Genomic DNA, 21,337 nt, shown 5'->3' on the forward strand with positions numbered 1-21,337 from the left:
GCGAATATTTTTATAACTTTTTATTATTTTCTGAATAATTATTTTAATTAATAATATCTAGAATTTTTGGTAATGTAAAATACATTTTATTAATGTAGGCATAAGTAATAGTTATAGACTTCATTTCGTTTATCGTACTTCTTGCATTTCTTCCAACAAACTTGGTCGTCTATTTTTCCAAGGCTGTGCTTCTTCAAGCTGAAACGCTAACTGAAATAAAGTTGATTCATCTGCAAATCGCCCTGCAAATTGTATACCAATTGGTAGACCTTCACTACTCCATCCTAGAGGTAAACTAATTGCAGGTTGTCCGGTTGTATTGAACAAGTTGGTAAAAGGAGCGTAGCCCATCATTCGTTCCGTCCATTGTGTAGCATCCAAATTAGGATCATTTGCGTTTAGCTTTCCAATTTCCCAAGGTAGTTGGGCAATTGTTGGAGACAAGAGTACATCGTAATCTGTAAAGAACTCTCCAACTGTTCTAGACACTCGGTTGTTAAACTCATATGCTTCCAATAAATCAGAGGCTTTCAGCGTTTGACCATATTGATATAAAGCCCAGTTAGATGCCTCGATATTATCTGCAGTAGCTTTTCGATTTAATCCGGCTTGTAATTTATCTATACTTCTACTAATACTTGAAGCCCATATACGCATTGTGGCTTGAAACTGTTCTTCGGCATTTATTTGTGGAGCTATTTCAATAAGTTCATGTCCAAGATCCTGACAAATTTTGACTGTCCGATGTAATGCTTCGACACACTCATTGTCAACGAGGGCACCATTTGATGGGGTTGCCATCCAAGCAATCTTCAATTTCTGAGGTTTGTTTTCTCGTTCACTAAAGTACGGCCTCTTTGGAGACTCCGCCCAAGAACTTGCTCCAATATCAGGTCCTGCAATGGCATCAAGCAATAACGCTGAATCACGTACACTTTTTGTAACAGCAAATTCGTTACTTAACCCATTCAAAATGTCTGCTCGAAATGGTCCATGCGGAATGCGCCCTCGGGTCGGTTTTAATCCAACCAGACCATTTACGGCAGCTGGTTGACGAATAGAACCTGCGCCATCATTTGCGTGGGCAATAGGAACAATGCCCGCTGATACTGCAGCGGCCGCCCCCCCACTAGAACCACCTGCACTTAGATTGGTATTCCATGGATTACGGGTCGGACCAGAAAAAACTGATTCAGTTGAAAAGTTAAAAGCAAATTCAGGAGTCGTTGATGTCCCGACGGTTACAAATCCGGCTTGACGAAAACGAGTCATTAGATTGGTATCTTGAGGCGTAGAGACATCTACACCAAAACGACTTCCTAAATTCACAGGAATTCCAGCAGCTTGTGCACTTGACTCCTTGATAAGAAAAGGAATTCCTTTAAAGGGACCTTCCGGAAGACCAGCTTGGATTTCTTCATCGGCTAATTCCGGAACTGTACTTACGACTGCATTGATCACTGGATTTAGTTTTTCAATACCTTCTAACGCAGCTTTTTTTAACTCTTGTGGTGTTACTTCCTTGTTTTTCACCAATAATGCTAGATCAAATCCATCCATTTTTGAGTACTCAGAAAATTTCATGTGTAATTTCCCCTTTATTATTTATTGAAAATAATGCCTGTTGTCTCTAAATGCTTAATCTCACTCTCTTTATAACCGAGCATTTGTTGCAATATTTCCGCGTTGTGCTCTCCTATTTGTGGTTCAATTGGAGTGTCACCACTCCTTAATCCAATCTCGTTAGTAAAGAATTTGACAGGAAAATTAGGTAGTTTCACTTTTCCTAACTTCGGATGTTCTACATCGACCACCATATTCCTTCCTATTAAATGTGGATCTTGGATCAGTTCTTTTACATCTTTAACTTCACCGGCCGGTACGTGTAAATCACTCAAAAATTTTAATACTTCTTCAGACGATCTTTCAATTGCCCAACCAGCAAAGATTTTATTTAAATAATCTAGATCTTGGGCCCTTTTTGACATTGCTGTCATATCTCCACCCTTATAAACTTCAACAATATCTGACCTGCCTATTCCAGTAAAAACGTTCGTAAACCTGTCCTCACCACTCGCACAAACAATCACCCATTTGCCGTCATTCGTTTGAAACGCATCCCATGGAGCGCCAAATGGATCCTTATTTCCACGGGCAGTCGTTGTCTCACCCGTCATACTCGTTTTAATAACGGTCTCTTCAAGAATTGAAAACACACTGTCCATCATACTAACTTCAAGACGCTGTCCTTCACCAGTATTATTTCGTTGAATAATGGCACTTAAAATCCCTACCGTTAAGTAAACACCTGACAAAGCATCTGCTACAGCAGGACCTGTTTTTAGTGGCTGACCACCTTCAAGACCATTTTGACTCATTAAACCACCCATTGCTTGGGCAATGCCGTCAATACTAGGAAGGTGTGAATAAGGTCCATCGCTACCGAATCCATTTAGGGAGGCATAAATGATTTTCGGATTCACTTCTTTTACCGTTTCATATCCTAAGCCTAGCTTTTCTAAAGTTCCTGCTACAAAGTTTTCAACAATTACATCAAATTGTTTTGCCAAGTCTAAAAATATTTTCTTACCTTTCTCACTCTTTAAGTTTAAAGAAATCGATTTTTTTCCTCTATTTAACATAAAGAAGTAAGCGCTTACGTCATCAGTAAATGGAGGTAAAAATCTGGATCGATCTCCCGTAACAGGTCTCTCTACTTTAACAACTTCTGCTCCTAAATCCTGAAGCATTAACGTTGCATATGGGGCCGAGAAGACCCAACTTAGATCAAGAACTTTAATGTTTTCTAATGGCTTTGCAGTCATTTTTTCATTTCCCCTTCCTACTTAGTTCCTGTATTTTCACAAATCATTAATCTAAGGTTACTTCTGACATACTTTCAGCACCAGTAGGATGCGGAAAATAATCCTTTACATTTTCGCCACTAACTACTGCTTCACTTACTTCGACTAATGGAACAAAAGGTGCATCTTCATGAACGATTTCCTGAATTTTTTTATAGACTGCTGCCCGTTCTTCTTGATCCAAAATTCCTTTCGCTTGCATTAATAAGTCACTAACTTCATCATTTTTATAAAATGTGTGATTTTGTGCTGATCCAATTACTGCATTATTTTTACTTAGCGTTGAATAAAGAAAATTATCAGGATCACCATTATCACCAACCCATCCAATTAACCCAATGGAATGTCTACCACTTCTAAGTTGTTCAAGATAAGCTGCCCATTCTAATGTAACGACTTTCACGTTTATACCAATTTTCTCGAAACTATCTTTCATCGCTTCAACCATCTTTGTCGGTTGTTGCATATAGATTCTGGAGTTAGACGTAATGGAAAATTCAAGATCAAATCCATCCGGATAGCCTGCCTCCGCCAAAAGCGCTTTAGCTTTATCTAAATCGTATTCATAGCTCTCAATTTCGTGATTGTAAGCCCAGCTAGCAGATGGTAAGAGATTTTCAACTGGATTCGCAAGCCCATAAAAATATGCATCCGCGATCGCTTTTTTATCCACTGCATGATTAATGGCTTGTCTAACTTTCACATTGTCAAAAGGTGCTTTCATGTTATTGACTGACAAATATCCAACATTTAGCGGTGGACGTAAGGTTACGTGTAAATCTTTATTTGCTTCGACAGATTTTAAGTCAGATGGATTCAAACCTACCATTATATCCAATTCACCATTTTTCATCGCAGTGAGCCTAGCTGTATTATCAGGGATTACTTTGTAAATAATTTTGTCTAATTTAGGTAGATCGGGAATCCAATAATCCTCGTTTTTAACAATTGTTATGTTGTCATTTGGACTCCAAGATACGAATTTGAATGGTCCTGTTCCAACAGCATTTTCATTAATTTTCTTACCATATTTCTTTAATGCTTCCGGACTAATGATTCCAAATGCATGCATACCTACATTAGTTAAAAAAGTTGCCTGAGGTTCAACTAAATTGAATTCCACCGTATGCTCATCGATTGCTGAAACTGTCTCAATTGAGCTACCCTCACCTTTAAAACCATTAAACATGCCGCGATATACTGAAAAATCGCCACCATCTCGGTTGGGATGATCTTTGTCCATCATACGCTCAAAGTTATACACTACTGAATCAGCAGTAAAATCAGAGCCATCATGGAATTTCACATTCTCTTGAAGTTGAAAAGTCCATTTTTTACCACCTTCAGAAACATCCCACTTTTTAGCCAATCCGGGTAAAATATCAGTCGTTTCCTTGTCAAAGACGACTAGAGTTTCATAGATATTTTTTGTTACTAACCATGTCTCGATTTCATTAGCATTTTGGGGATCTAACGTATAATTATCTGCACCTCGGCCAAAAACTAATGTAGATTCTTTTTCTTTGATATCTGTGCTTTCACCTTTTGAGCCATCATCTTCATTACATGCTACAAGTAATACCGAGAGTGATAATAAAGCAACTACTGTAAATAGTATTCTTCTCATAACGTCCTCTCCATTTACTAGCATCTTATAAAGAATGACTAATAAACCGCAGTCTATTAGTCAATAAGGGTACAAACTTCATTATTTTGCTGCTTTGGAACGTGCTAAATAGTTCTCAACCTCTTCCTTTGTTCTACTATCATTTCCTACCATTTCAGCAATGACAGACCCATTTTGATAAGTTACAAAGCTAGGAATGCCCATCACGTTTGCTGCCTCACATACTTCTTGCTGAGAATCTGGATTTACTTTATAAAAATCAAAGTCATCTTTGTTTTTCTCCATAATTTCATCAAAGAAACCGTCAATAAATTTACAATCAGGGCACCAATCTGCTGAAAAGAATAGCACTGTTGCTTTCTTATTAGCTATTAACTCTAAATACTGCTCTTTACTTTGAATACTGTTCATTTTCTATTCCTCCAATATTAATTATCTTTGTAAACCTAACTTGAACAATTTATTGGCATTCTTCCAATAATACTTTTCACGAACAGAATCTTTTAATGGCCATTCTTCGACTTCAGCAATAAATTCTTTAATAGGAATGCCTAATGTTAACCAATCTGATCCAAATACGATTTGGTCTTGGATCAAGCTATTTGCATAATGCAGAAACATATCCCATCCAGTGTTTGGCTCAGCAATATAACGAGGTCTAAAAGCAGAAGTATCGACATGTAAATTTTTGTATTTCAATAACATTGCCATCATATCGGGTAACCATGGAAAACCACCATGTCCTGCTATAATTTTCAAGTTTTTAAAATCCATCAAAGGAGCCTCTAGATTAGACGGATGATCAATAAATACTGATGTTTCTCTGTAATAATTTATTGAAGTATGAATCCAAATTGGAACATCCAATTCCTCACATAATGCGTAGAGTGGATAATATTTTCTATCATCAGCTTTTATGCCGTGTTCATATGGTGGAATGACCACAGCTTTATAGCCTTGTTCTGTTAAAGCCTTTCGTACAACTTTTAAACTTTCCACTCCTTTATAGGGATTAAAGCCTGCGTATCCAATAAATCTGTTTGGATATTTTTCTATAATTTCAGCAATATAATCATGATCTACCGGTGCCTCAGTACTATCGCGTCCATAGTCCATATTGTGAATGGCATGGAAAGCAATCTCAGAATCACTGAGCATTTTCAAAAACTTATCCATAGAAAAGTCTGTTTCTAATTTTGCATAAACTTCTTGCATAACCTCTTCCGCTGGTTTTAACGCAACTTTTTCTAGAAACTCTTCTTTCGACCAACCTGCTAATCTAGCCCAGCGTTGGCCAAATAATTTTCTATACTCTTCATTTTTATAATTAATTTCTGAAGAGCTTTCAAATTGAAACTCAGGTAATGTATTTGAACAATCGATAATCATATTTCTTCCTCCCTTCAACTATTAATAGTTTTCTTCAAAAATCGGTGTTTTTGTTAATGCTTTTCCTAAGGAACCTGGTTCGCACCATAGGATTTTAGGAGTAACCCTGACCTCATTATGAAGCACACTTTTTATTCTCTTTTCTAAGTCTTCTAGTATTTTACTATCATTATCTCCGCCATGTTCTAGCTTCAACAATAGTGGTGGGACAACTCTAGGTGGAGGATTATTTAGAACAATTCTTAATTCACCTGTGATTTCTGGTATAAAATTAGATACCACTCTTTTAATTGCTGATGGATATACATTTGCTCCTTTAATAATAAGCATATCGTCTGAGCGCCCTACGAATTTCACCCTTCTGCCAGTAAAACCACAACCCGGACATTCACTAGTGAAGACTTGAACAATATCTCCTGATGAATAGCGAATCCTTGGTAACGCTTTCAATGTTAACTCGGTTGCGATTAACTCTCCAATCACACCGTCATAGATTTCAATTGGTTGTTTCGTTTCTGGATCAATTAAATCATTTGGGAATATACTAAGATCCGGTGCGACACAATGAATTCCGTGATACTCATCTGAATCACATGAAAATCCTAATTCTCCTAAATAGTCGTAAATCCTACATCCATAAGCATCTTCAATTTTCTTCTTAATTTCTGGAACACCTACACCGATTTCTCCAACAGTAAATATCGCTTGTAAGCCTAATTCACCAACTTCCATTCCAATTAATTCAGGTGCTTTATCAATTAGATGTTCCGCCAAGGAAGGTGTCATCATCGCCGCTGTCGGTTTGGTCATTTTTGCATATTCTAGAATCATCTTACTTCCTGCTCTAACATCCACATCTATCGGTAAAACTCCATGTGACCGAATGCCCCATAGTATAGAAGAAGTTGCGTAAATTCCTAGCGCATGACTGAATAGTAATCTCTCACCTGCTTGAATGCCACCATAGTCTAGCATGTGCGAAATATAACGATTTAGAAAATCAATATCAGGTTCCGTGAATGTGTATGTAAACGTCGGATTCCCGGATGTACCGCTTGTTGTACCCGTAAATACTACTTCATCTGGTGAGCTACATAAATGTAAACCAAATGGATGACCATGACGTTCCATAGATTCTTTTTGGGTCTCTCTTTCTATCTTTTTATTCATAAAGACAGGAAGCTTATAATAATCATCAAATGTTTTAATATCCTCGGGTCGTACTCCAATTTCATCAAATTTACTTCTATAAAATTCAGAATTTCGATATACGTACTTTAACTGTTTCTTCAAAAGTTTCAATTGATGCTCTTTAATTTCTTCTTCTGACATTTGATTGAATATTGGATTTGTATACTGAACCTTTTTACTCTTCAATTTAGTTAGCAATAACGTACACTCCTCTTTTTTGAATTTTCAATCCACTAGTAAACTATAAGTATTCTAAAATTTTGTCCTTTTCTGAATACTTAACTTATCCCAATAATATCTAGATCTTTTTGTAATGTAAAATATCATTTTCTAATGTGGGCATAAGCAATAGTTATAGGAAAACGAAATATAATATCCCCCTTATAAAATACTGGAACCCAAAATACAAAAAACCTAACTATCCATAGCTTATAATCCATATTGTAAGCAAACAAAATGAAGTATTGAGGAGGTGTTTATCTAATCTAAAGTTTGATTCCTCAAGGAACATTTACCTGACAAATCGTATGGTTAATTTCAAGTCTACCTAATCAATAAATAAACCACCTCTCTATTTGATAAGAAGAAGTGGTTATATTTCTATATTTATTCATGATATTATTTCAATTTCATATCCTTAGTTCTAAGAATTCCCTAAACGCAAGCTGAATTTCTTCATTAATTTCTTCAAAGATAGCTGAAACTGTTTTCACTTCATCTATCAGACCAATCGTCTGACCTAGAGCCATGATCCCAACATCTAGATTTCCCGTAGTGATCAATTCTTTATAGGCTTCACCACTAATATAGGGGAATATCTCATCAAATGTGGCACCTTGTTTTTCTATATGTGATAACTCCATTGCATGTTCTGTCTTCATAACCCGTGCTTTTTTACCAATCGACTGTTTCACCATGATCGTATCTGTTTCCTGCATATTTTCTAAATATTCTTTTACTTGCTGATGGAGATTTATTTCTTTAGATAATAAAAAACGTGTACCCATCTGAACACCCGATGCCCCTAATACAATTGCCGCCAAAACTGAGCGCCCCGTTGAAAAACCTCCAGCTGCGATGATTGGTATGGAGAGTTCTTTTTTTGCTTTTTGAATGAGTGTCAGGCTAGTCGTATCATCTTTTCCCGGATGTCCACCACACTCATATCCATTCACAACTACCGCGTCACACCCCAAGGATTCCGCTTTCTTTGCGAAACGAACAGATGGCGCTACGTGTACAACTTTAATTCCTGCCGCCTTTAAATCGTCCATATACTTCTCTGGGTTATTTCCAGAAGTAAAGACGATTGGCACATTCGCCTCAATCACACCTTCTACAAATTCATCCATTGGTCTTCTTATTCCGATAGCTAAATTCACGCCAAATGGATTGTTTGTATTTTTCTTCACAACTTCAATATCTTTCAGCATTTCCTGTTTATCCTCATAACTGCCAGCAGTAATTAACCCTAATCCCCCTGCATTAGAAACAGCTGATACTAAAGGTGACGTTCCAAGCCCCTGTAATCCACCTTGTATAATAGGATATTTAATAGAAAATAATCTAGTAATCTCAGTCTGCATCATGCGTTGTCTCATCCTTCACGACTTTGAAAGTCCCCGTGCTATGCGCAACCAAATAACCCTGTTCATCATAAAGCTTACCCTCTACGAGCATTGTTTTATTGTTTCGACTTATAACCGTGGCGGTTGAATGAATCGCTTCTTCTCGCACAGCTCTGATGAATTGAATACTCATTTGAATAGTGATTGCTGCGTCGTAATCAAAAGTTCGGCAAGTTAGTCCCATTGTGGTATCTAAAATTGTCGCGTAAATGCCACCATGTATCGTATTTTGCATATTTTCAAATGATTGACGGTATGGTAATACGAGTTTCACATTACCTTCACTTACATCATTTATTTCCAATCCGATTGATTCCGAAAAAAAACTTTTCTTAAAATCATCTCGAATATTATCCAAATATTCAGTCATGTTCTTACTCCTTTTACATAACAAGATTAGACTTGCAAATTTTCCACAATAGTTGTAATCCCTTGTCCCCCAGCTATGCAAAGTGTAACGAGACCATATTTCTCATTTCTCCGCTTTAATTCATGTAGCAATTTCGTCATTAAAATCGCACCGCTCGCACCAATTGGGTGACCTAGCGCTATAGCACCGCCATTCACATTAACTTTATCTATATCCAGGTCTAGTTCTTTCATGACAGATAAAGCTTGGGCGGCAAATGCTTCATTTAATTCAAACAAACCAATGTCTGCAATAGTTAAACCACATTGTTCAAGGGCCTTTTGGGTTGAATTAACCGGACCGATTCCCATAATTTCAGGAGATACACCGCTTACTGCTTGGGCAATGATTTTCGCCTTCGGTTTTAGACCATACTCCTGCAATTTTTCTCCAGACATCATCAATACAACAGATGCCCCATCATTTCTACCACTTGAACTACCAGCAGTGACAGTTCCGTTCTTTTTAAAAACTGGGTGTAACTTTCCAAGCTTCTCCAAAGGTGTATTTCTTGGATGCTCATCTACTTCAAATATTCGTTCACTTTTTCTATCTTTGATTATGTACGGAACAATCTCCTCTTTAAAACGACCCTCATTAATAGCTTTTTCGGCTAGAATTTGACTTCTCGATGCAAATTCGTCCTGTTCTTCTCTCGTCACGTGATTGATTTCAGCTAAATTTTCCGCTGTATATCCCATCGTTAAATTACCGTATGTTTCAATGGGCTGTGAATAGGGTTGGCTTTCTGTATTTGGGTCTAATAAAAGACTGTTCCCCGTCTGAATTCCATAACGAACATTTCGAATATAATAAGGTGCAGTACTCATACTTTCTGCACCGCCTGCAATTACCACATCTGATAATCCCAGTCTAATTTGCTGATCGGCATTATTAATCGCTTGCAGACCTGAACCGCACTGTCTATGAATTGTATAGCCAGTTACCGAAACTGGAAGTCCGGCCCTTAATGCTGCAAGACGTGCCAAGTTTGAAGTGTCTGCACTTTGTTTAGCTTGTCCCATAATCACTTCATCTACTTCAATATCTACATTTGTTCGGCTAATTACTTCCCTAATAACTTTTTCTGCTAAATGGTCAACCGGAATATCTTTCAGTGCACCACCCATTTTTCCAATTGCGGTTCTAACAGATTCAACAATAAAAGCTTCCTTCATCCCAACATCTCTCCTTTTTCACACCGGATTTCAACACTTTCGACATACAATTATTCACATTTATCCCTTTTAAAAAGACGAGAGAGTATTTAATCTCTCCCGTTTTAACGATTTTGGAATTGCGCTTGTCTTTTCTCTAAAAAGGCAAGTGTTCCTTCTTTTTTATCTTCCGTTCCAAATGCTACTGCTTGTGAAAGCTTTTCGATCCACAAAGCAGCACCCGAATCAATGTCATAACCTTTATGAATTGCCTGTTTAACAAGTTGGATCGCTACTGGTCCTTTTTTCAGAACATGTCCCGTAACTTCATTTATAGTAGATTCAATATTCTCTCTCTCAATAATATAGGAAACTAAGCCAATCCGTTCAGCTTCCTCTCCATCAATAAATTTCCCCGTTAGAATCATGTCTAATGCGCGACCTTTTCCAACCATTCTTGAAAGTCTCTTCGTTCCACCTGCACCCGGAATAATCCCTAAATTTAATTCTGGAAATCCAAACTTTGCATTTTTCGTAGCGATTCGAATATCACAAGCGATCGCAAGTTCACATCCACCACCTAATGCATAGCCATCAACTACTGCTATTGTTACTTTGGTACAGTTTTCAATTTTGTTGTAAATTCCTTGCATGCCAGGAACTAATGCCTCTAACATAGGTCGTTCATGCAGTTGCTGGATACTGGCCCCTGCAGCAAAAGACTTTTCACCAGCTCCTGAAATGACGATGACACGGATACTATTGTCGCTGTCAGCTGTCGAAACAGCTTGATCAATTTCTAGCAGCATCTGTTCATCAAGTGCATTCCTTGTTTCTGGACGGTTGAGGGTTAAGTAAAGAATATCTTCCTTTTTTATCGCTTCAATATTTTTCAAGTCTAAATAACGATCATTTATAATCATAAAAACCACTTCCACTCTTTTTACCTAGACGACCTGCTTTCACATACTTTACCAACAGCGGACAAGGACGATATTTCTCTCCCAATGTTTGGTACAAATATTCCATATTACGCAAACGTGTATCTAGACCAACTAAATCTGCAAGTTCTAAAGGACCCATAGGATGGTTTAACCCTAACTTCATCGCCTTATCGATATCAGCGGCTGAAGCTACACCTTCCATCAACATATTCATCGCTTCATTACCAATCAGACAATTCATTCTTGAGGTAACAAATCCCGGAAACTCATTCACTTCCACTGTTTCTTTATTCATTTGTCTAGAGATTTCTTCAATATACAGAACGGTTTCATCTGAAGTTTCCAATCCTCTAATAACTTCAATAAGCTTCATTTTATGAACTGGATTAAAGAAGTGCATTGCCACTACCTTGTCAGGTCTAGAGGTTTGTGCGCCAATTTCAGTTGGACTCATTGTGGATGTATTGGTTGCGAAAATTGTTTCTTTTTTGCATATACGATCTAATTTAGTGAAGACTTCCACTTTTATATCCATTCTTTCTAATACTGCTTCAATCACCAAATCCGCATCTTTTACAGCATTTTCAAAATTGATTTCATAGGAAAGATTGGTTGTTGCAGCATCATATTGTTTTTCAGTGATAAATCCTTTTTCATTGCTCTTTACTAACAGATTGGTAATCTCTTTTTCAGCATTCCCTAATGACTCTGGGCTAATATCATTTAAGATCACTTTGTGACCAGATATTGCTGCTGTATAAGCAATCCCTCTTCCCATAACACCAGACCCTATAATTGTTACTTCTTGCATAGTTCATCTACTCCTTATCAGTTATTTTCTTATAGCTTTTTAGATCACAAACCATTGCAAATACAATAGCAAGATAATAAATGAAATGAGGGCATATAACCTATTCCATCTATACGACACTGTAAAAAGATTTAACTTAAACTCATTCGCCAATAGATTGTTAACAGCTGTTCCCGAAGAAATAGTGTTAGCAATACCTACACTCCCCAATAAAAGAGCTCCATAATAGATTGGCGTCAAGCCTATTAATTCCGGTTTCAACGCTGTTACAAATATAGTTAACATCACAGCTGGATGTAATCCAATTATACCTGTCAATATAATTATTAATGCCAATACAATACTCATTACTAACGAGGAAGAACCAAAGAGAACATTTAAAACATCGATAAATTTTCCACTTACAGTAGAGTTTACAAATACATAGCTGAACATCCCAGCTACTAAAAACATCGTGAATTCACTTTGCATATTTGGTACAGTTTTCGTCGCATGTGCCAAAAATTCTTTTTTATAATTCACCAAACATCCTCTTACTGTACACCATACGATAGGAAACAAGATTGCTACCAATGAAATAGACAAAACCATACTTAGGCTTGTATATTTTTCAACCAATAAGACCAAGCCCATTGATAATGACAATAGAAGAAACAGCTCTAGCATTTTATAAACGACATGAATGCCTTTTATAGGTTCCTCTGAACAGGTTTCCGGTGTCTTTATAACCATAATGCGTTCTCTTTCAAGCTTCATCAATTTTAGATCCACTAGAAAGGCAACTACCAGAGAGATTGCTGCATACCCTAGTGTATAAAATGCCAGAGTGCTCCAGTCAATTTTAAGTTGACTCACTACTAATGCCATTATTCCTAAGTATGGAGACCAAATGGTAGTTGTCGTGTACCCACGATTTAATATACTGGCTTTTAGTCTTTTTGATTGGATTTTAGTACTATTCATCAAATGAAGATTAATGATAATCGATCCAATATTTAAAATTACAGAAAAGATATGAGTTAAAAATAGAAAAATAGCGTAGATGAGATACACATTATTTTTCAGTTTGGAAAGTAGAATATCTAAAGTTTTTAAATAATCTCCTGCTTTGACCGGAATTCCTAACAACGGAGTTAAGAGAAAGATACAAACAATCGAAAGGTTTGTTGATGCACCTTCCATGAGAATAGTAAAAAAATCTTTCTTTCCGATCAATAGCAAGATTGTCATACCGAGTAAACCGATCGTGATTTTGGCAGTCGTTCCCTTTATATAGGGCAATGAAGTGATTACATACAAGAAAATATATACATCTACAATAAAATGAACATACGGGTCATTCGTTAGTTGCAATATGAAAAAGCTTACGATCAATAATAGAGATAATATACTTTTCATATCATCCTGCACATCTCTTCGATTAGACTTCCCTGACTACTACGTATTTTTTTTTCTTTACGCGGAAGTACATATATAAGAATGGCACAGCAATGATGCCAATTATATCTGTATACCAACCTGGGAATAGTAACAGCGCCCCTATAGCAATTACAAAAATTCTTTCGACCCAAGCTAAACGTACGCCTACACCAATTAACCAACCTTCGAAACCGCAGGCTAATATAAAGACACCTAATACACCCGTCGCAAATGCCATTATTACTTCCTGTAGTGATCCTTGCGCAACTAATGCGGGATTGATAGCAAAGAAGAATGGGATCACGTACTTAACGGCACCTAGCTTCATGGCTACCAAACTTGTACTCATAGGTGGACTTTTCGCTATTCCGGCAGCAGCAAATGATGCTAGTGCAACAGGTGGAGTAATATAGGAAACTGTTGCCCAATAAATAACGAACAAATGTGCCGCGATTGGATTAACACCCAATTGCACTAAAGCTGGAGCCATGACAATCGCCAAAAATACATAAACTGCTGACACTGTCATACCCATACCTAAAACAAAACTTGTAATTGCCCCAGCGACTAGGATAAGGAAAACATTATCTCCTACAAGCGAGATTAATTCCCTAGCTAATGAAAGGGATACACCTGAAATTGATAAACCACCAACAATTAATCCTACACCCGCAATGATTCCGAGTATCTCTGCTATGGTTTTCCCCGAACTATACACAATATCAATCAGTTTTGAGACTGACATTCTATCTTCCTTATTAAATAAACTCACAATAAGAAGGAATAAAATTGTATAAAACGGTGCTTGCGCTTCAAAATTCATCGCAGTGATTAAAAATATTAACAAAAATAAAGATAATAAATATGGCCATCCAGTGCGCAATACATTCAAGATTTTAGGGATTTCCGATTTTGATAGTCCTACTAAACCATTCTTAGCTGAATACGCATCGATTTGCATAAAAATCCCAAAGTAATATAAAAATGCGGGTATCGCTGCAGCTAATGCGACTGTTGAGTACGGTACCCCAATGAACGAAACCATTAAAAACGCTGCAGTCCCCATAATTGGTGGAGTAATCGATCCACCTGATGAAGCTGTTGCTTCAACAGCTGCAGCATATTTCCCGTCAAACCCTGACTTCTTCATTGCTGGGATTGTCATTGGTCCAGTTGTGAGTACGTTCGAGACAGCGCTTCCACTCATCATCCCCATAAATCCACTACTCACAATAGATACTTTCGCTGACCCGCCACGTGCTCTCCCAAAAACGGCTTGGGCTAGATCGTAGAAGAAATTCGCACCGCCAGTTTGTTGTAGTACTACACCAAATAATAAAAATCCGATTAAAATTGTTGCGGCTGTTTGCAATGGCAATCCCAAAATACTACCGACACCCATTGAATGAGTTTGTGCAGTACTCATAAAATCTAATGAAACACCTTGTAAAAATTGAATCGGAATCTTATTTGCAAAAAGAGGATAGATGGAGAATACTGTCGTAATGATAGCGATCGGTAAACCTGCACATCTTCTTAGTGCATCAATGACAAGAATCCAAAGAAGAACACTGAATATTGACGCGGTTCCTGGTGCTTGATAATCCCAACCAAAGTTAATAATATTTTCTGCATTTATAGCAAAATATATTGTGATGACAATCGTTAACAAAAATAGTAAAACGTCATAAAACGGGACCTTATCTTTTCCGTATTTGCTTGAAAAAGGATAGATCAAAAACACTATAGAAAGAAAGCAAGTTAATGCTAGATACAAATATGCACTAGTAATCAATGTTACACCGAGGAAATTCCAAAAGAATATTTGATTCAGTGTCAAAAATATCCCAATGAGAGTAAAAATAACGATAATGTTTTTCCAAAATTTATTTATTCTATGTTCCATAAACTTTCCTCACTTTCTTTTATAGTTCGGTATGAAAAAGAATGGAAATAAAACAGTGTTTATTTTTATTTCCATTCAGCAATACTTTTATAGTTAGTTTATTTAAGATTGTCTTTTTTATATTTTACCCATTCATCGTTCCACTGTTCGCCTTTTGCATTTGGTGTAAATTCACTCCAAAGTTCTTTTAGCTTGTCTGCCCGTTCTAGTAATTCATTGTTCTTCTGATCAGCTTCTTCAGTCCAAACGCCCTTTTCTTTATAATACTTAATGGCACCTTCATGGAATGGAACAACTAAAGGCTCTAACAAGACTTTCTCAATACTTGCATCTTTTAATGAAGTCGTAACATCTTTGTAGCTATCGTATTGTTCGTCAATTGCTTTAACTAATTCGTAAACATCATCTTCACTTTTATCGCTGTACGCAGTGATTGGTGTACTATAAGAAATCCCGTGTACAACTTCCCCTTCTTTCATACCTGCCCCTTTTTCAAACGGCTCGATTTTCACTGAAGGTGCAACTTCAGCCACTCTAGCAATTGTTTCTGCTGAATCGTCAGTAAGGTCTAACCATTTAAACTTAACGGCACTTTCCAACTCAAACATTGGTGATCCAAATACATTAAAGAGAATCGCTTCGATTTGCCCAGACTTAAATGCGTTACCTTGGTCTGAATAGGATACCTTTACTGGCTTCACGTCATCCCATGTCAATCCACCATATGCTAGATATGCTTCCATCTTATTATTTACTGAAGGATTGGAAAGAATATATGGTACCTTTTTTCCTTTCAACTGACTAGGATCATCAATTCCTGAATCTTCTCGCACAGCTAGTCCAATGGGTCCTACCGGTGCCCAAACCATTCGTACATCTTGAGGACCCCATTCTTTATTTGAAAAGTCCAATTCCCCTTCAAAAGCATAAATGTATTCTTCACCTAATCTAGCAAAGTCCGCTGTTTTATTTTTCAAAGGTGCCATACGTCCAACACCTGTATCTGAAGGTAGTAATCTAATTTGCGAATCATATTTTTTCGTAAACGTGTCCGCGATAGCTGCCATGTCATTGTAAGTACCTGAACCTACACTATAAACCGACCAAACCATACTCTCTGGCATTCCACTTGCATTTTCTTCTGACTTGTTGCCAGTTCCGTTCGACGTGTTTTCTTCCTCTGATGACTCTGACTTGCCACAACCACTTATAACAAGCAATAAAACAGATAATATACTAATTAATGATAGAATTTTTTTCATTTTTATACACCTCAGTTTCTTATAATTGATGGAGCAGGGGATAGTAATGACAATTCTTGACCCAAACATTGTTCAATTAACAAGCCTTCTCTAGGTCCTACTGATTCAATTAAAAGTAGAGACTCTTTCCACTTTCTAACAGCCAAAGATCCTTTATCAGCGATAGTCTTCGCATACTCTAGAGCTGTTTCAAACAACTCATTTTCCGGAACGACAGCTTCCACTCCACCATATTGTTGAACCTCTTGTGCTGTAATTCTTCCTCCGGTTAATGCTAGTGATCTTACCTTTTGTGGTGGTAATAGTCTTGATAGACCTTTCGCACCGCCAACAACCCCTACATTAATTTCCGGAATTGAAAAGAAAGCGTTTTCTGCAGCGACAATAATATCTCCACAGGCTGCAAACACTGCACCTGCTCCAACAGCAGCACCATTCACTGCCACAACCATTGGTATTGCACAAGAATAGAAGTCCGCGCCAGATTTACGTAAAATCGGTCTTCTTAAAGCCGCTTCTTCGACAGAGTCTTTAGCAAGTTGCTTAACGTCTGCACCCGCTGAAAATATTTTTTGGCTTGAATTAAAGATCATTGAACAAAGTTCCATGTCTTGGTTGATATAGTTCATAATAGCACTCAATTCCAAGTAGCTTTCTTTAATAAATGCATTAACTGGTGCACGATTCATCGTCACAACTAAAATTTTGTTATTATAAATTTTTTCCACTTTAAAATATTTCAACTTATTTAAAAAATTATCATACATTTCATCCAACTCCAATTCTTTTTAGTGTTGAGCAACTTTTAAAATATCCTTAATTTCTATGCTGCTATACCCAAGTTCCTTTAAAATTTCTTCTGTATTATATCCAATTGGCGGTGCTGGATTTTCCTTGCGATCTTTATCATCCGATAGCTTAATGACAACACCCGGAACGATTATCTCATCGCCCTCCAATTCAAGGCTTAATAACATATTTCTTTCCTTCAGCTGCTCATCTTCTAGTAAATCATTGATTGAATTCACTTTCCCACAGGCAATTTTTCTTTCACGCAATAGATCAATGATTTCATTTGTTGTTCGAGCACCTGTCCATTTATTAACTTCACTCTCTAAATAATCATAGTCTTTTAATCGTGAATTTGTTGTGGAATATATTTCCGCATACTCTGGTTTTCCAATTACTGAACAAAAATCTATCCACATGTTTTCCGTTAATGGCGCTATATATAAATAACCGTCTTTTGATTTGAATGTTGTAGCAAATACATTTGTACTGCGGTTTCCTGCACGATTGGGAACTTTATCAAAAACTGAAGCAAGAGATAAGTTATAAGCTAACATGGATACCAGTGAATCATACATCCCTACGTCCACTAACTGTCCTTTTCCAGTTCTGCTTCTCGACGCCAGTCCTAGCAACACACCGATAGCACCTTGAAATGCTGCAATATGGTCGGCAATAAATAATCCTGTTTTCAAAGGTTGGCCATCTTTTTCACCCGTTAGGTGGGCTACCCCGCTCATTGCTTGAATAATGCCATCAAACGCACCGTAATCTTTCATGGGTCCTGTTAATCCAAACCCTGTAATGTGTGTCATTATCATTTTGTCATTTAGCTTTGAAACTTCTTCATACCCAATACCTAATCGTTCTGGCACGCCTACAGAGTAGTTTGTCACCAATACATCAGATGTTTGAATTAATTTGCGGATTACTTTTTTTCCTTCCTTCGACTTTAAATCCAACGCTAAAGTTCTTTTATTACGATTCATCGCTTGAAAGTAAATACTAGATCCTTTATGCATCGGATTCGCATAGCGGGAAGGTTCTCCTGTGAGCGGTTCTATCTTAATTACTTCAGCACCGTGATCTGCAAGAATTTGAGAACAATGCGGTCCTGCGATATAGTGTGTAAAATCTAAAACTTTAATTCCATCTAGCGCACCCATCTTTCCAACCCCCTATTTGTAAGTATTTAGGTAACTCAATATTTTTTTATGAAAACAAATTTACATTGCTAACAAAATTCAGAATAATGAGTTCTCTAATATTTTTTAATTTATCATATAATTAAAACTGATGTAAAATATGAAAATATTATGTTATCATAGGTTTTGATTATGTTAAAAAGTAAGTTTTAATTCTTATATTAGAAAGTTGAATGAAAGGGGGATTTCAATGAATATAGAACAACTCAAATACATTGTTGAAATTTTTGATACTGGATCAATCACTGCAGCATCGAAAAAACTACATGTTTCACAACCTAACATTAGTCAATCCATTATTAATCTAGAAAAAGAATTGAACATAAAACTTTTTGAAAGATCGCGAACCGGGGCACATGCTACGGATTTGGGCGTCTTATTTATAGAAAAGTCTAAAGTGATCTTAGATCATCTTGACGACTTGCAAAACATTGCACAAATTGAAAATGACTCCTTGAACGGAACACTTTCACTTATGATTATTCCAATAATTAGTATTTCGATTCTGTCCAAGACTCTGAATTCCTTCAAAAGTAAGTATCCTGGTGTGCAATTTGAAGTAACGGAAGATGGTTCTCACCATATTTTGAAATGTGTTATAGAGGGGATTGCAGATATCGGGATTATCACTCTTCGCAGTGATATGGAATGTGATTCTAGAGTTCATTTCGAACCACTGTTTACAAGTAAAACAATTGCGTATGTAGGGAAAAATTCACCCCTTGCAGACAAGAAAGAAATTTCTTTAAGCGAGGTCATTGATTACCCGTTAGTGCTCTTCAATGAGAGATATTCGACTAGTAATCATTTACGCCACTTGTTACAAAAATACGGAACTCCAAATATTCTTTTTTCATCTAGTAATTCAGATGCAATGCGTAATGTCATTGCCGAGAGCACAGCAATAGGTTTCTATAGTGATATTTCATTAAAAACTGATCCTTTCATTATGAATAAAGATATCATACCTTTACGCATAAGAAGTACGACTGACGTTTATTCAATTTATGGGATTATTACCAGGAAACAATCCTTCCGCTCCCTCCTCATCCAAAAGTTTATTGATGAGCTTAAGATGCAAGCCGAACTTTTTAAACAACTACATGATTTACCCGACTACTCTAAAATATAAATTATTCAAATGCTTGGGCTCTCTTACTATAAGTAGACCTCCACATAAAGTGTCCACTCCAATCTTGTTATGCACTTCTCTTCCACCTTCACAGTTTGTGATTTGCCCTATGCATTGCAGAGCACATAAATTAAACGAGGCTGGGACAGAACTCAATGGAATGAAAAAACCGCGTGAAGCCAAGTTGCAAGAATCTTGGTTTCGCGCGGTTTTAATTTGGGGAATATTGTTGATTACACAATATTTTCTGCTAATGTCCCAGCCTCACATTTTTAATATAGTCGTTGATGGTGTAGATACTGTTGATTGGGACATAACGGAAATTCATTTATATCTTGGATGGTATATAGATCGTATTGTTTTAAGGCAAATTGTACTTGATAAAGGTATTCTATAATCTGCAATTTCCCATCAGAAATCCCACATAGTATCCCTGTCGTGCCTTGACCATTCATAAATGAAACACCAATTGGCTGACCTATTAAATAATATACCTTCTGTTGCCATTTCATGGTTAACACTGCTTTTAAACGGTAATTTACAACTCGTATATTCATTTCATAATTATAGTGTATGATTTTGTTTATAAATTGTTGAATTATTATTTGTAGTAGGAAAATATATAAATTATTTACATGGTAATAAAAAATTGTCTTCAAATGGTGATTGGGCTGTTGATGTGAATGGTCTTGTCAAGAAGTTTAGCGATCATCGCGCTGTTGACGGAGTAGATCTCATGGTACATGGTGGGTCCATTTACAGGATGCTTAGTCCGAATAGGGCTGGGAAAACAACCAAATGAAGGATGCCTGTGCAAGAAACTATTGCGTTTGTTTAAACATTCACATTTGTAAAACAATTATGTTTTTTCACATACAGGCAATACTCACAAATGAGTGTCGTGACGGCCAGGTAATTAAAATCATACCGATTGCCTACTAATTTGAACTGCCCTGGTTTTGCACGAAGATTGACCCAGATAACAATTGACTTGGTTTTGCCATTTCCATAATTAATGAGTAGCTCGCGGTAAGGTCCGATGTCTGAAAACGGTGTGTTCGGTTACATAGGCTTTGCATACTGCCTGGTACCTGTAAATGTTTGAATCTCACTACCATCAGTATTTTTTTATTGAGCGTTTCTGACTGAACGGATGTAAGGCCGCTGATTTCAGCGGGAAATTCAAAATTTGCCGGTGACTATTCCTGCGTGGAACTGCACCCTGCCAGCAACAGGAAGGTATATAAGATAATCCATTTTCCATATCTTTTTGCTACTTTACGTTTGCTCTTATATAAACAGTCGGATAAACCTGAAGGAAGTGATAGAAGTTGAAAAGATAGGACAAGATTAAGATGATCGTTGATCGGTCTATAAAGACTATATAAAATAAATCCAATTTAACGTTAGGGAACCAAAAAAGACCAAGCCGCAGCTGATCTTCCTCTCTTAATTCACCAAATCTTTCGTTCCTTTCATATCCATCACAGACGGCCCTTTATCCGTCATAGGCATATCTTTCGCTGTGATATTCGACAACTTTCTCGTCTTCTTCGTCAGAAGATCAAATGCAAAAACGCCGATGTATTAAAATCCTACATCTT

The 21,337-nt window shown here is 36.9% G+C and carries 18 protein-coding genes; 1 reads left to right on the forward strand and 17 read right to left on the reverse strand.

What is annotated here, in order from left to right; translation table 11 throughout:
- Positions 1-129: 129 nt before the first annotated feature.
- From GD002_RS07700 to GD002_RS07775, 16 genes are all read right to left on the reverse strand, one after another.
- Complete coding sequence (locus GD002_RS07700) at positions 130-1,584, reverse strand: amidase (RefSeq protein ID WP_153731776.1); 1,455 nt, start codon at positions 1,582-1,584, stop codon at positions 130-132.
- 17 nt (positions 1,585-1,601) lie between these two features.
- Positions 1,602-2,825: a CaiB/BaiF CoA transferase family protein gene (locus GD002_RS07705; RefSeq protein WP_153731777.1), complete on the reverse strand. Its 1,224-nt coding sequence runs from the start codon at positions 2,823-2,825 to the stop codon at positions 1,602-1,604.
- 46 nt (positions 2,826-2,871) lie between these two features.
- Complete coding sequence (locus GD002_RS07710) at positions 2,872-4,491, reverse strand: ABC transporter substrate-binding protein (RefSeq protein ID WP_228548328.1); 1,620 nt, start codon at positions 4,489-4,491, stop codon at positions 2,872-2,874.
- An 81-nt stretch (positions 4,492-4,572) separates the two neighbouring features.
- Positions 4,573-4,902, reverse strand: a complete 330-nt coding sequence (locus tag GD002_RS07715) for a thioredoxin family protein (RefSeq protein ID WP_153731779.1) — start codon at positions 4,900-4,902, stop codon at positions 4,573-4,575.
- 21 nt (positions 4,903-4,923) lie between these two features.
- On the reverse strand, positions 4,924-5,880 hold the full coding sequence (locus GD002_RS07720; protein ID WP_153731780.1) for an amidohydrolase family protein: 957 nt from the start codon (positions 5,878-5,880) through the stop codon (positions 4,924-4,926).
- Positions 5,881-5,901: 21 nt separating this feature from the next.
- On the reverse strand, positions 5,902-7,269 hold the full coding sequence (locus GD002_RS07725; RefSeq protein ID WP_153731781.1) for a phenylacetate--CoA ligase family protein: 1,368 nt from the start codon (positions 7,267-7,269) through the stop codon (positions 5,902-5,904).
- A 431-nt stretch (positions 7,270-7,700) separates the two neighbouring features.
- Positions 7,701-8,660: an NAD(P)H-dependent flavin oxidoreductase gene (locus GD002_RS07730; RefSeq protein WP_153731782.1), complete on the reverse strand. Its 960-nt coding sequence runs from the start codon at positions 8,658-8,660 to the stop codon at positions 7,701-7,703.
- Positions 8,647-9,069: a PaaI family thioesterase gene (locus tag GD002_RS07735; protein ID WP_153731783.1), complete on the reverse strand. Its 423-nt coding sequence runs from the start codon at positions 9,067-9,069 to the stop codon at positions 8,647-8,649. Before GD002_RS07735 ends, GD002_RS07730 begins: the two co-directional genes overlap by 14 nt.
- A gap of 26 nt (positions 9,070-9,095) precedes the next feature.
- Positions 9,096-10,286: a thiolase family protein gene (locus GD002_RS07740; protein WP_153731784.1), complete on the reverse strand. Its 1,191-nt coding sequence runs from the start codon at positions 10,284-10,286 to the stop codon at positions 9,096-9,098.
- 104 nt (positions 10,287-10,390) lie between these two features.
- A complete protein-coding gene (locus tag GD002_RS07745; RefSeq protein ID WP_153731785.1) occupies positions 10,391-11,188 on the reverse strand; it encodes an enoyl-CoA hydratase/isomerase family protein in 798 nt (265 codons plus the stop codon).
- Positions 11,175-12,020: a 3-hydroxyacyl-CoA dehydrogenase gene (locus tag GD002_RS07750; protein ID WP_153731786.1), complete on the reverse strand. Its 846-nt coding sequence runs from the start codon at positions 12,018-12,020 to the stop codon at positions 11,175-11,177. The genes GD002_RS07745 and GD002_RS07750 overlap by 14 nt, the downstream gene beginning before the upstream one ends.
- 39 nt (positions 12,021-12,059) lie before the next feature.
- Positions 12,060-13,418: a hypothetical protein gene (locus GD002_RS07755; RefSeq protein WP_153731787.1), complete on the reverse strand. Its 1,359-nt coding sequence runs from the start codon at positions 13,416-13,418 to the stop codon at positions 12,060-12,062.
- Between the two features lie 22 nt (positions 13,419-13,440).
- The gene (locus GD002_RS07760; RefSeq protein WP_153731788.1) at positions 13,441-15,345 is read right to left on the reverse strand and encodes a TRAP transporter permease; all 1,905 of its coding nucleotides are present in this window, start codon (positions 15,343-15,345) and stop codon (positions 13,441-13,443) included.
- Between the two features lie 98 nt (positions 15,346-15,443).
- A complete protein-coding gene (locus GD002_RS07765; protein WP_194841511.1) occupies positions 15,444-16,607 on the reverse strand; it encodes a TAXI family TRAP transporter solute-binding subunit in 1,164 nt (387 codons plus the stop codon).
- A gap of 11 nt (positions 16,608-16,618) precedes the next feature.
- Complete coding sequence (locus GD002_RS07770) at positions 16,619-17,374, reverse strand: enoyl-CoA hydratase-related protein (RefSeq protein ID WP_153731790.1); 756 nt, start codon at positions 17,372-17,374, stop codon at positions 16,619-16,621.
- Between the two features lie 21 nt (positions 17,375-17,395).
- Entirely contained in the window at positions 17,396-18,562 is a 1,167-nt protein-coding gene (locus tag GD002_RS07775) for a CaiB/BaiF CoA transferase family protein (protein WP_153731791.1), read from the reverse strand.
- A gap of 229 nt (positions 18,563-18,791) precedes the next feature.
- On the opposite strand from GD002_RS07775, the gene GD002_RS07780 reads away from it, so the two are divergent.
- Positions 18,792-19,733 (forward strand): LysR family transcriptional regulator, encoded by a 942-nt coding sequence (locus tag GD002_RS07780; RefSeq protein WP_153731792.1) that lies wholly within the window; start codon positions 18,792-18,794, stop codon positions 19,731-19,733.
- Positions 19,734-20,005: 272 nt separating this feature from the next.
- Here GD002_RS07780 and GD002_RS07785 read toward each other — a convergent pair whose 3' ends face one another.
- The gene (locus GD002_RS07785) at positions 20,006-20,245 is read right to left on the reverse strand and encodes a hypothetical protein (RefSeq protein WP_153731793.1); all 240 of its coding nucleotides are present in this window, start codon (positions 20,243-20,245) and stop codon (positions 20,006-20,008) included.
- Positions 20,246-21,337 lie beyond the last annotated feature (1,092 nt).

This window comes from Sporosarcina obsidiansis (genome assembly GCF_009651005.1).
Lineage (GTDB): Bacteria > Bacillota > Bacilli > Bacillales_A > Planococcaceae > Sporosarcina > Sporosarcina obsidiansis.

Excerpts from the sequence above, each read along its gene's own strand:
- GD002_RS07735 (WP_153731783.1), bottom strand. The coding sequence starts at position 9,069 with ATGACTGAATATTTGGATAATATTCGAGATGATTTTAAGAAAAGTTTT.
- GD002_RS07730 (WP_153731782.1), bottom strand. The coding sequence starts at position 8,660 with ATGATGCAGACTGAGATTACTAGATTATTTTCTATTAAATATCCTATT.
- GD002_RS07750 (WP_153731786.1), bottom strand. The coding sequence starts at position 12,020 with ATGCAAGAAGTAACAATTATAGGGTCTGGTGTTATGGGAAGAGGGATT.
- GD002_RS07705 (WP_153731777.1), bottom strand. The coding sequence starts at position 2,825 with ATGACTGCAAAGCCATTAGAAAACATTAAAGTTCTTGATCTAAGTTGG.
- GD002_RS07775 (WP_153731791.1), bottom strand. The coding sequence starts at position 18,562 with ATGGGTGCGCTAGATGGAATTAAAGTTTTAGATTTTACACACTATATC.
- GD002_RS07720 (WP_153731780.1), bottom strand. The coding sequence starts at position 5,880 with ATGATTATCGATTGTTCAAATACATTACCTGAGTTTCAATTTGAAAGC.
- GD002_RS07740 (WP_153731784.1), bottom strand. The coding sequence starts at position 10,286 with ATGAAGGAAGCTTTTATTGTTGAATCTGTTAGAACCGCAATTGGAAAA.
- GD002_RS07765 (WP_194841511.1), bottom strand. The coding sequence starts at position 16,607 with ATGAAAAAAATTCTATCATTAATTAGTATATTATCTGTTTTATTGCTT.
- GD002_RS07760 (WP_153731788.1), bottom strand. The coding sequence starts at position 15,345 with ATGGAACATAGAATAAATAAATTTTGGAAAAACATTATCGTTATTTTT.
- GD002_RS07715 (WP_153731779.1), bottom strand. The coding sequence starts at position 4,902 with ATGAACAGTATTCAAAGTAAAGAGCAGTATTTAGAGTTAATAGCTAAT.
- GD002_RS07770 (WP_153731790.1), bottom strand. The coding sequence starts at position 17,374 with ATGTATGATAATTTTTTAAATAAGTTGAAATATTTTAAAGTGGAAAAA.
- GD002_RS07785 (WP_153731793.1), bottom strand. The coding sequence starts at position 20,245 with ATGAAATGGCAACAGAAGGTATATTATTTAATAGGTCAGCCAATTGGT.
- GD002_RS07780 (WP_153731792.1), top strand. The coding sequence starts at position 18,792 with ATGAATATAGAACAACTCAAATACATTGTTGAAATTTTTGATACTGGA.
- GD002_RS07755 (WP_153731787.1), bottom strand. The coding sequence starts at position 13,418 with ATGAAAAGTATATTATCTCTATTATTGATCGTAAGCTTTTTCATATTG.
- GD002_RS07700 (WP_153731776.1), bottom strand. The coding sequence starts at position 1,584 with ATGAAATTTTCTGAGTACTCAAAAATGGATGGATTTGATCTAGCATTA.
- GD002_RS07745 (WP_153731785.1), bottom strand. The coding sequence starts at position 11,188 with ATGATTATAAATGATCGTTATTTAGACTTGAAAAATATTGAAGCGATA.
- GD002_RS07710 (WP_228548328.1), bottom strand. The coding sequence starts at position 4,491 with ATGAGAAGAATACTATTTACAGTAGTTGCTTTATTATCACTCTCGGTA.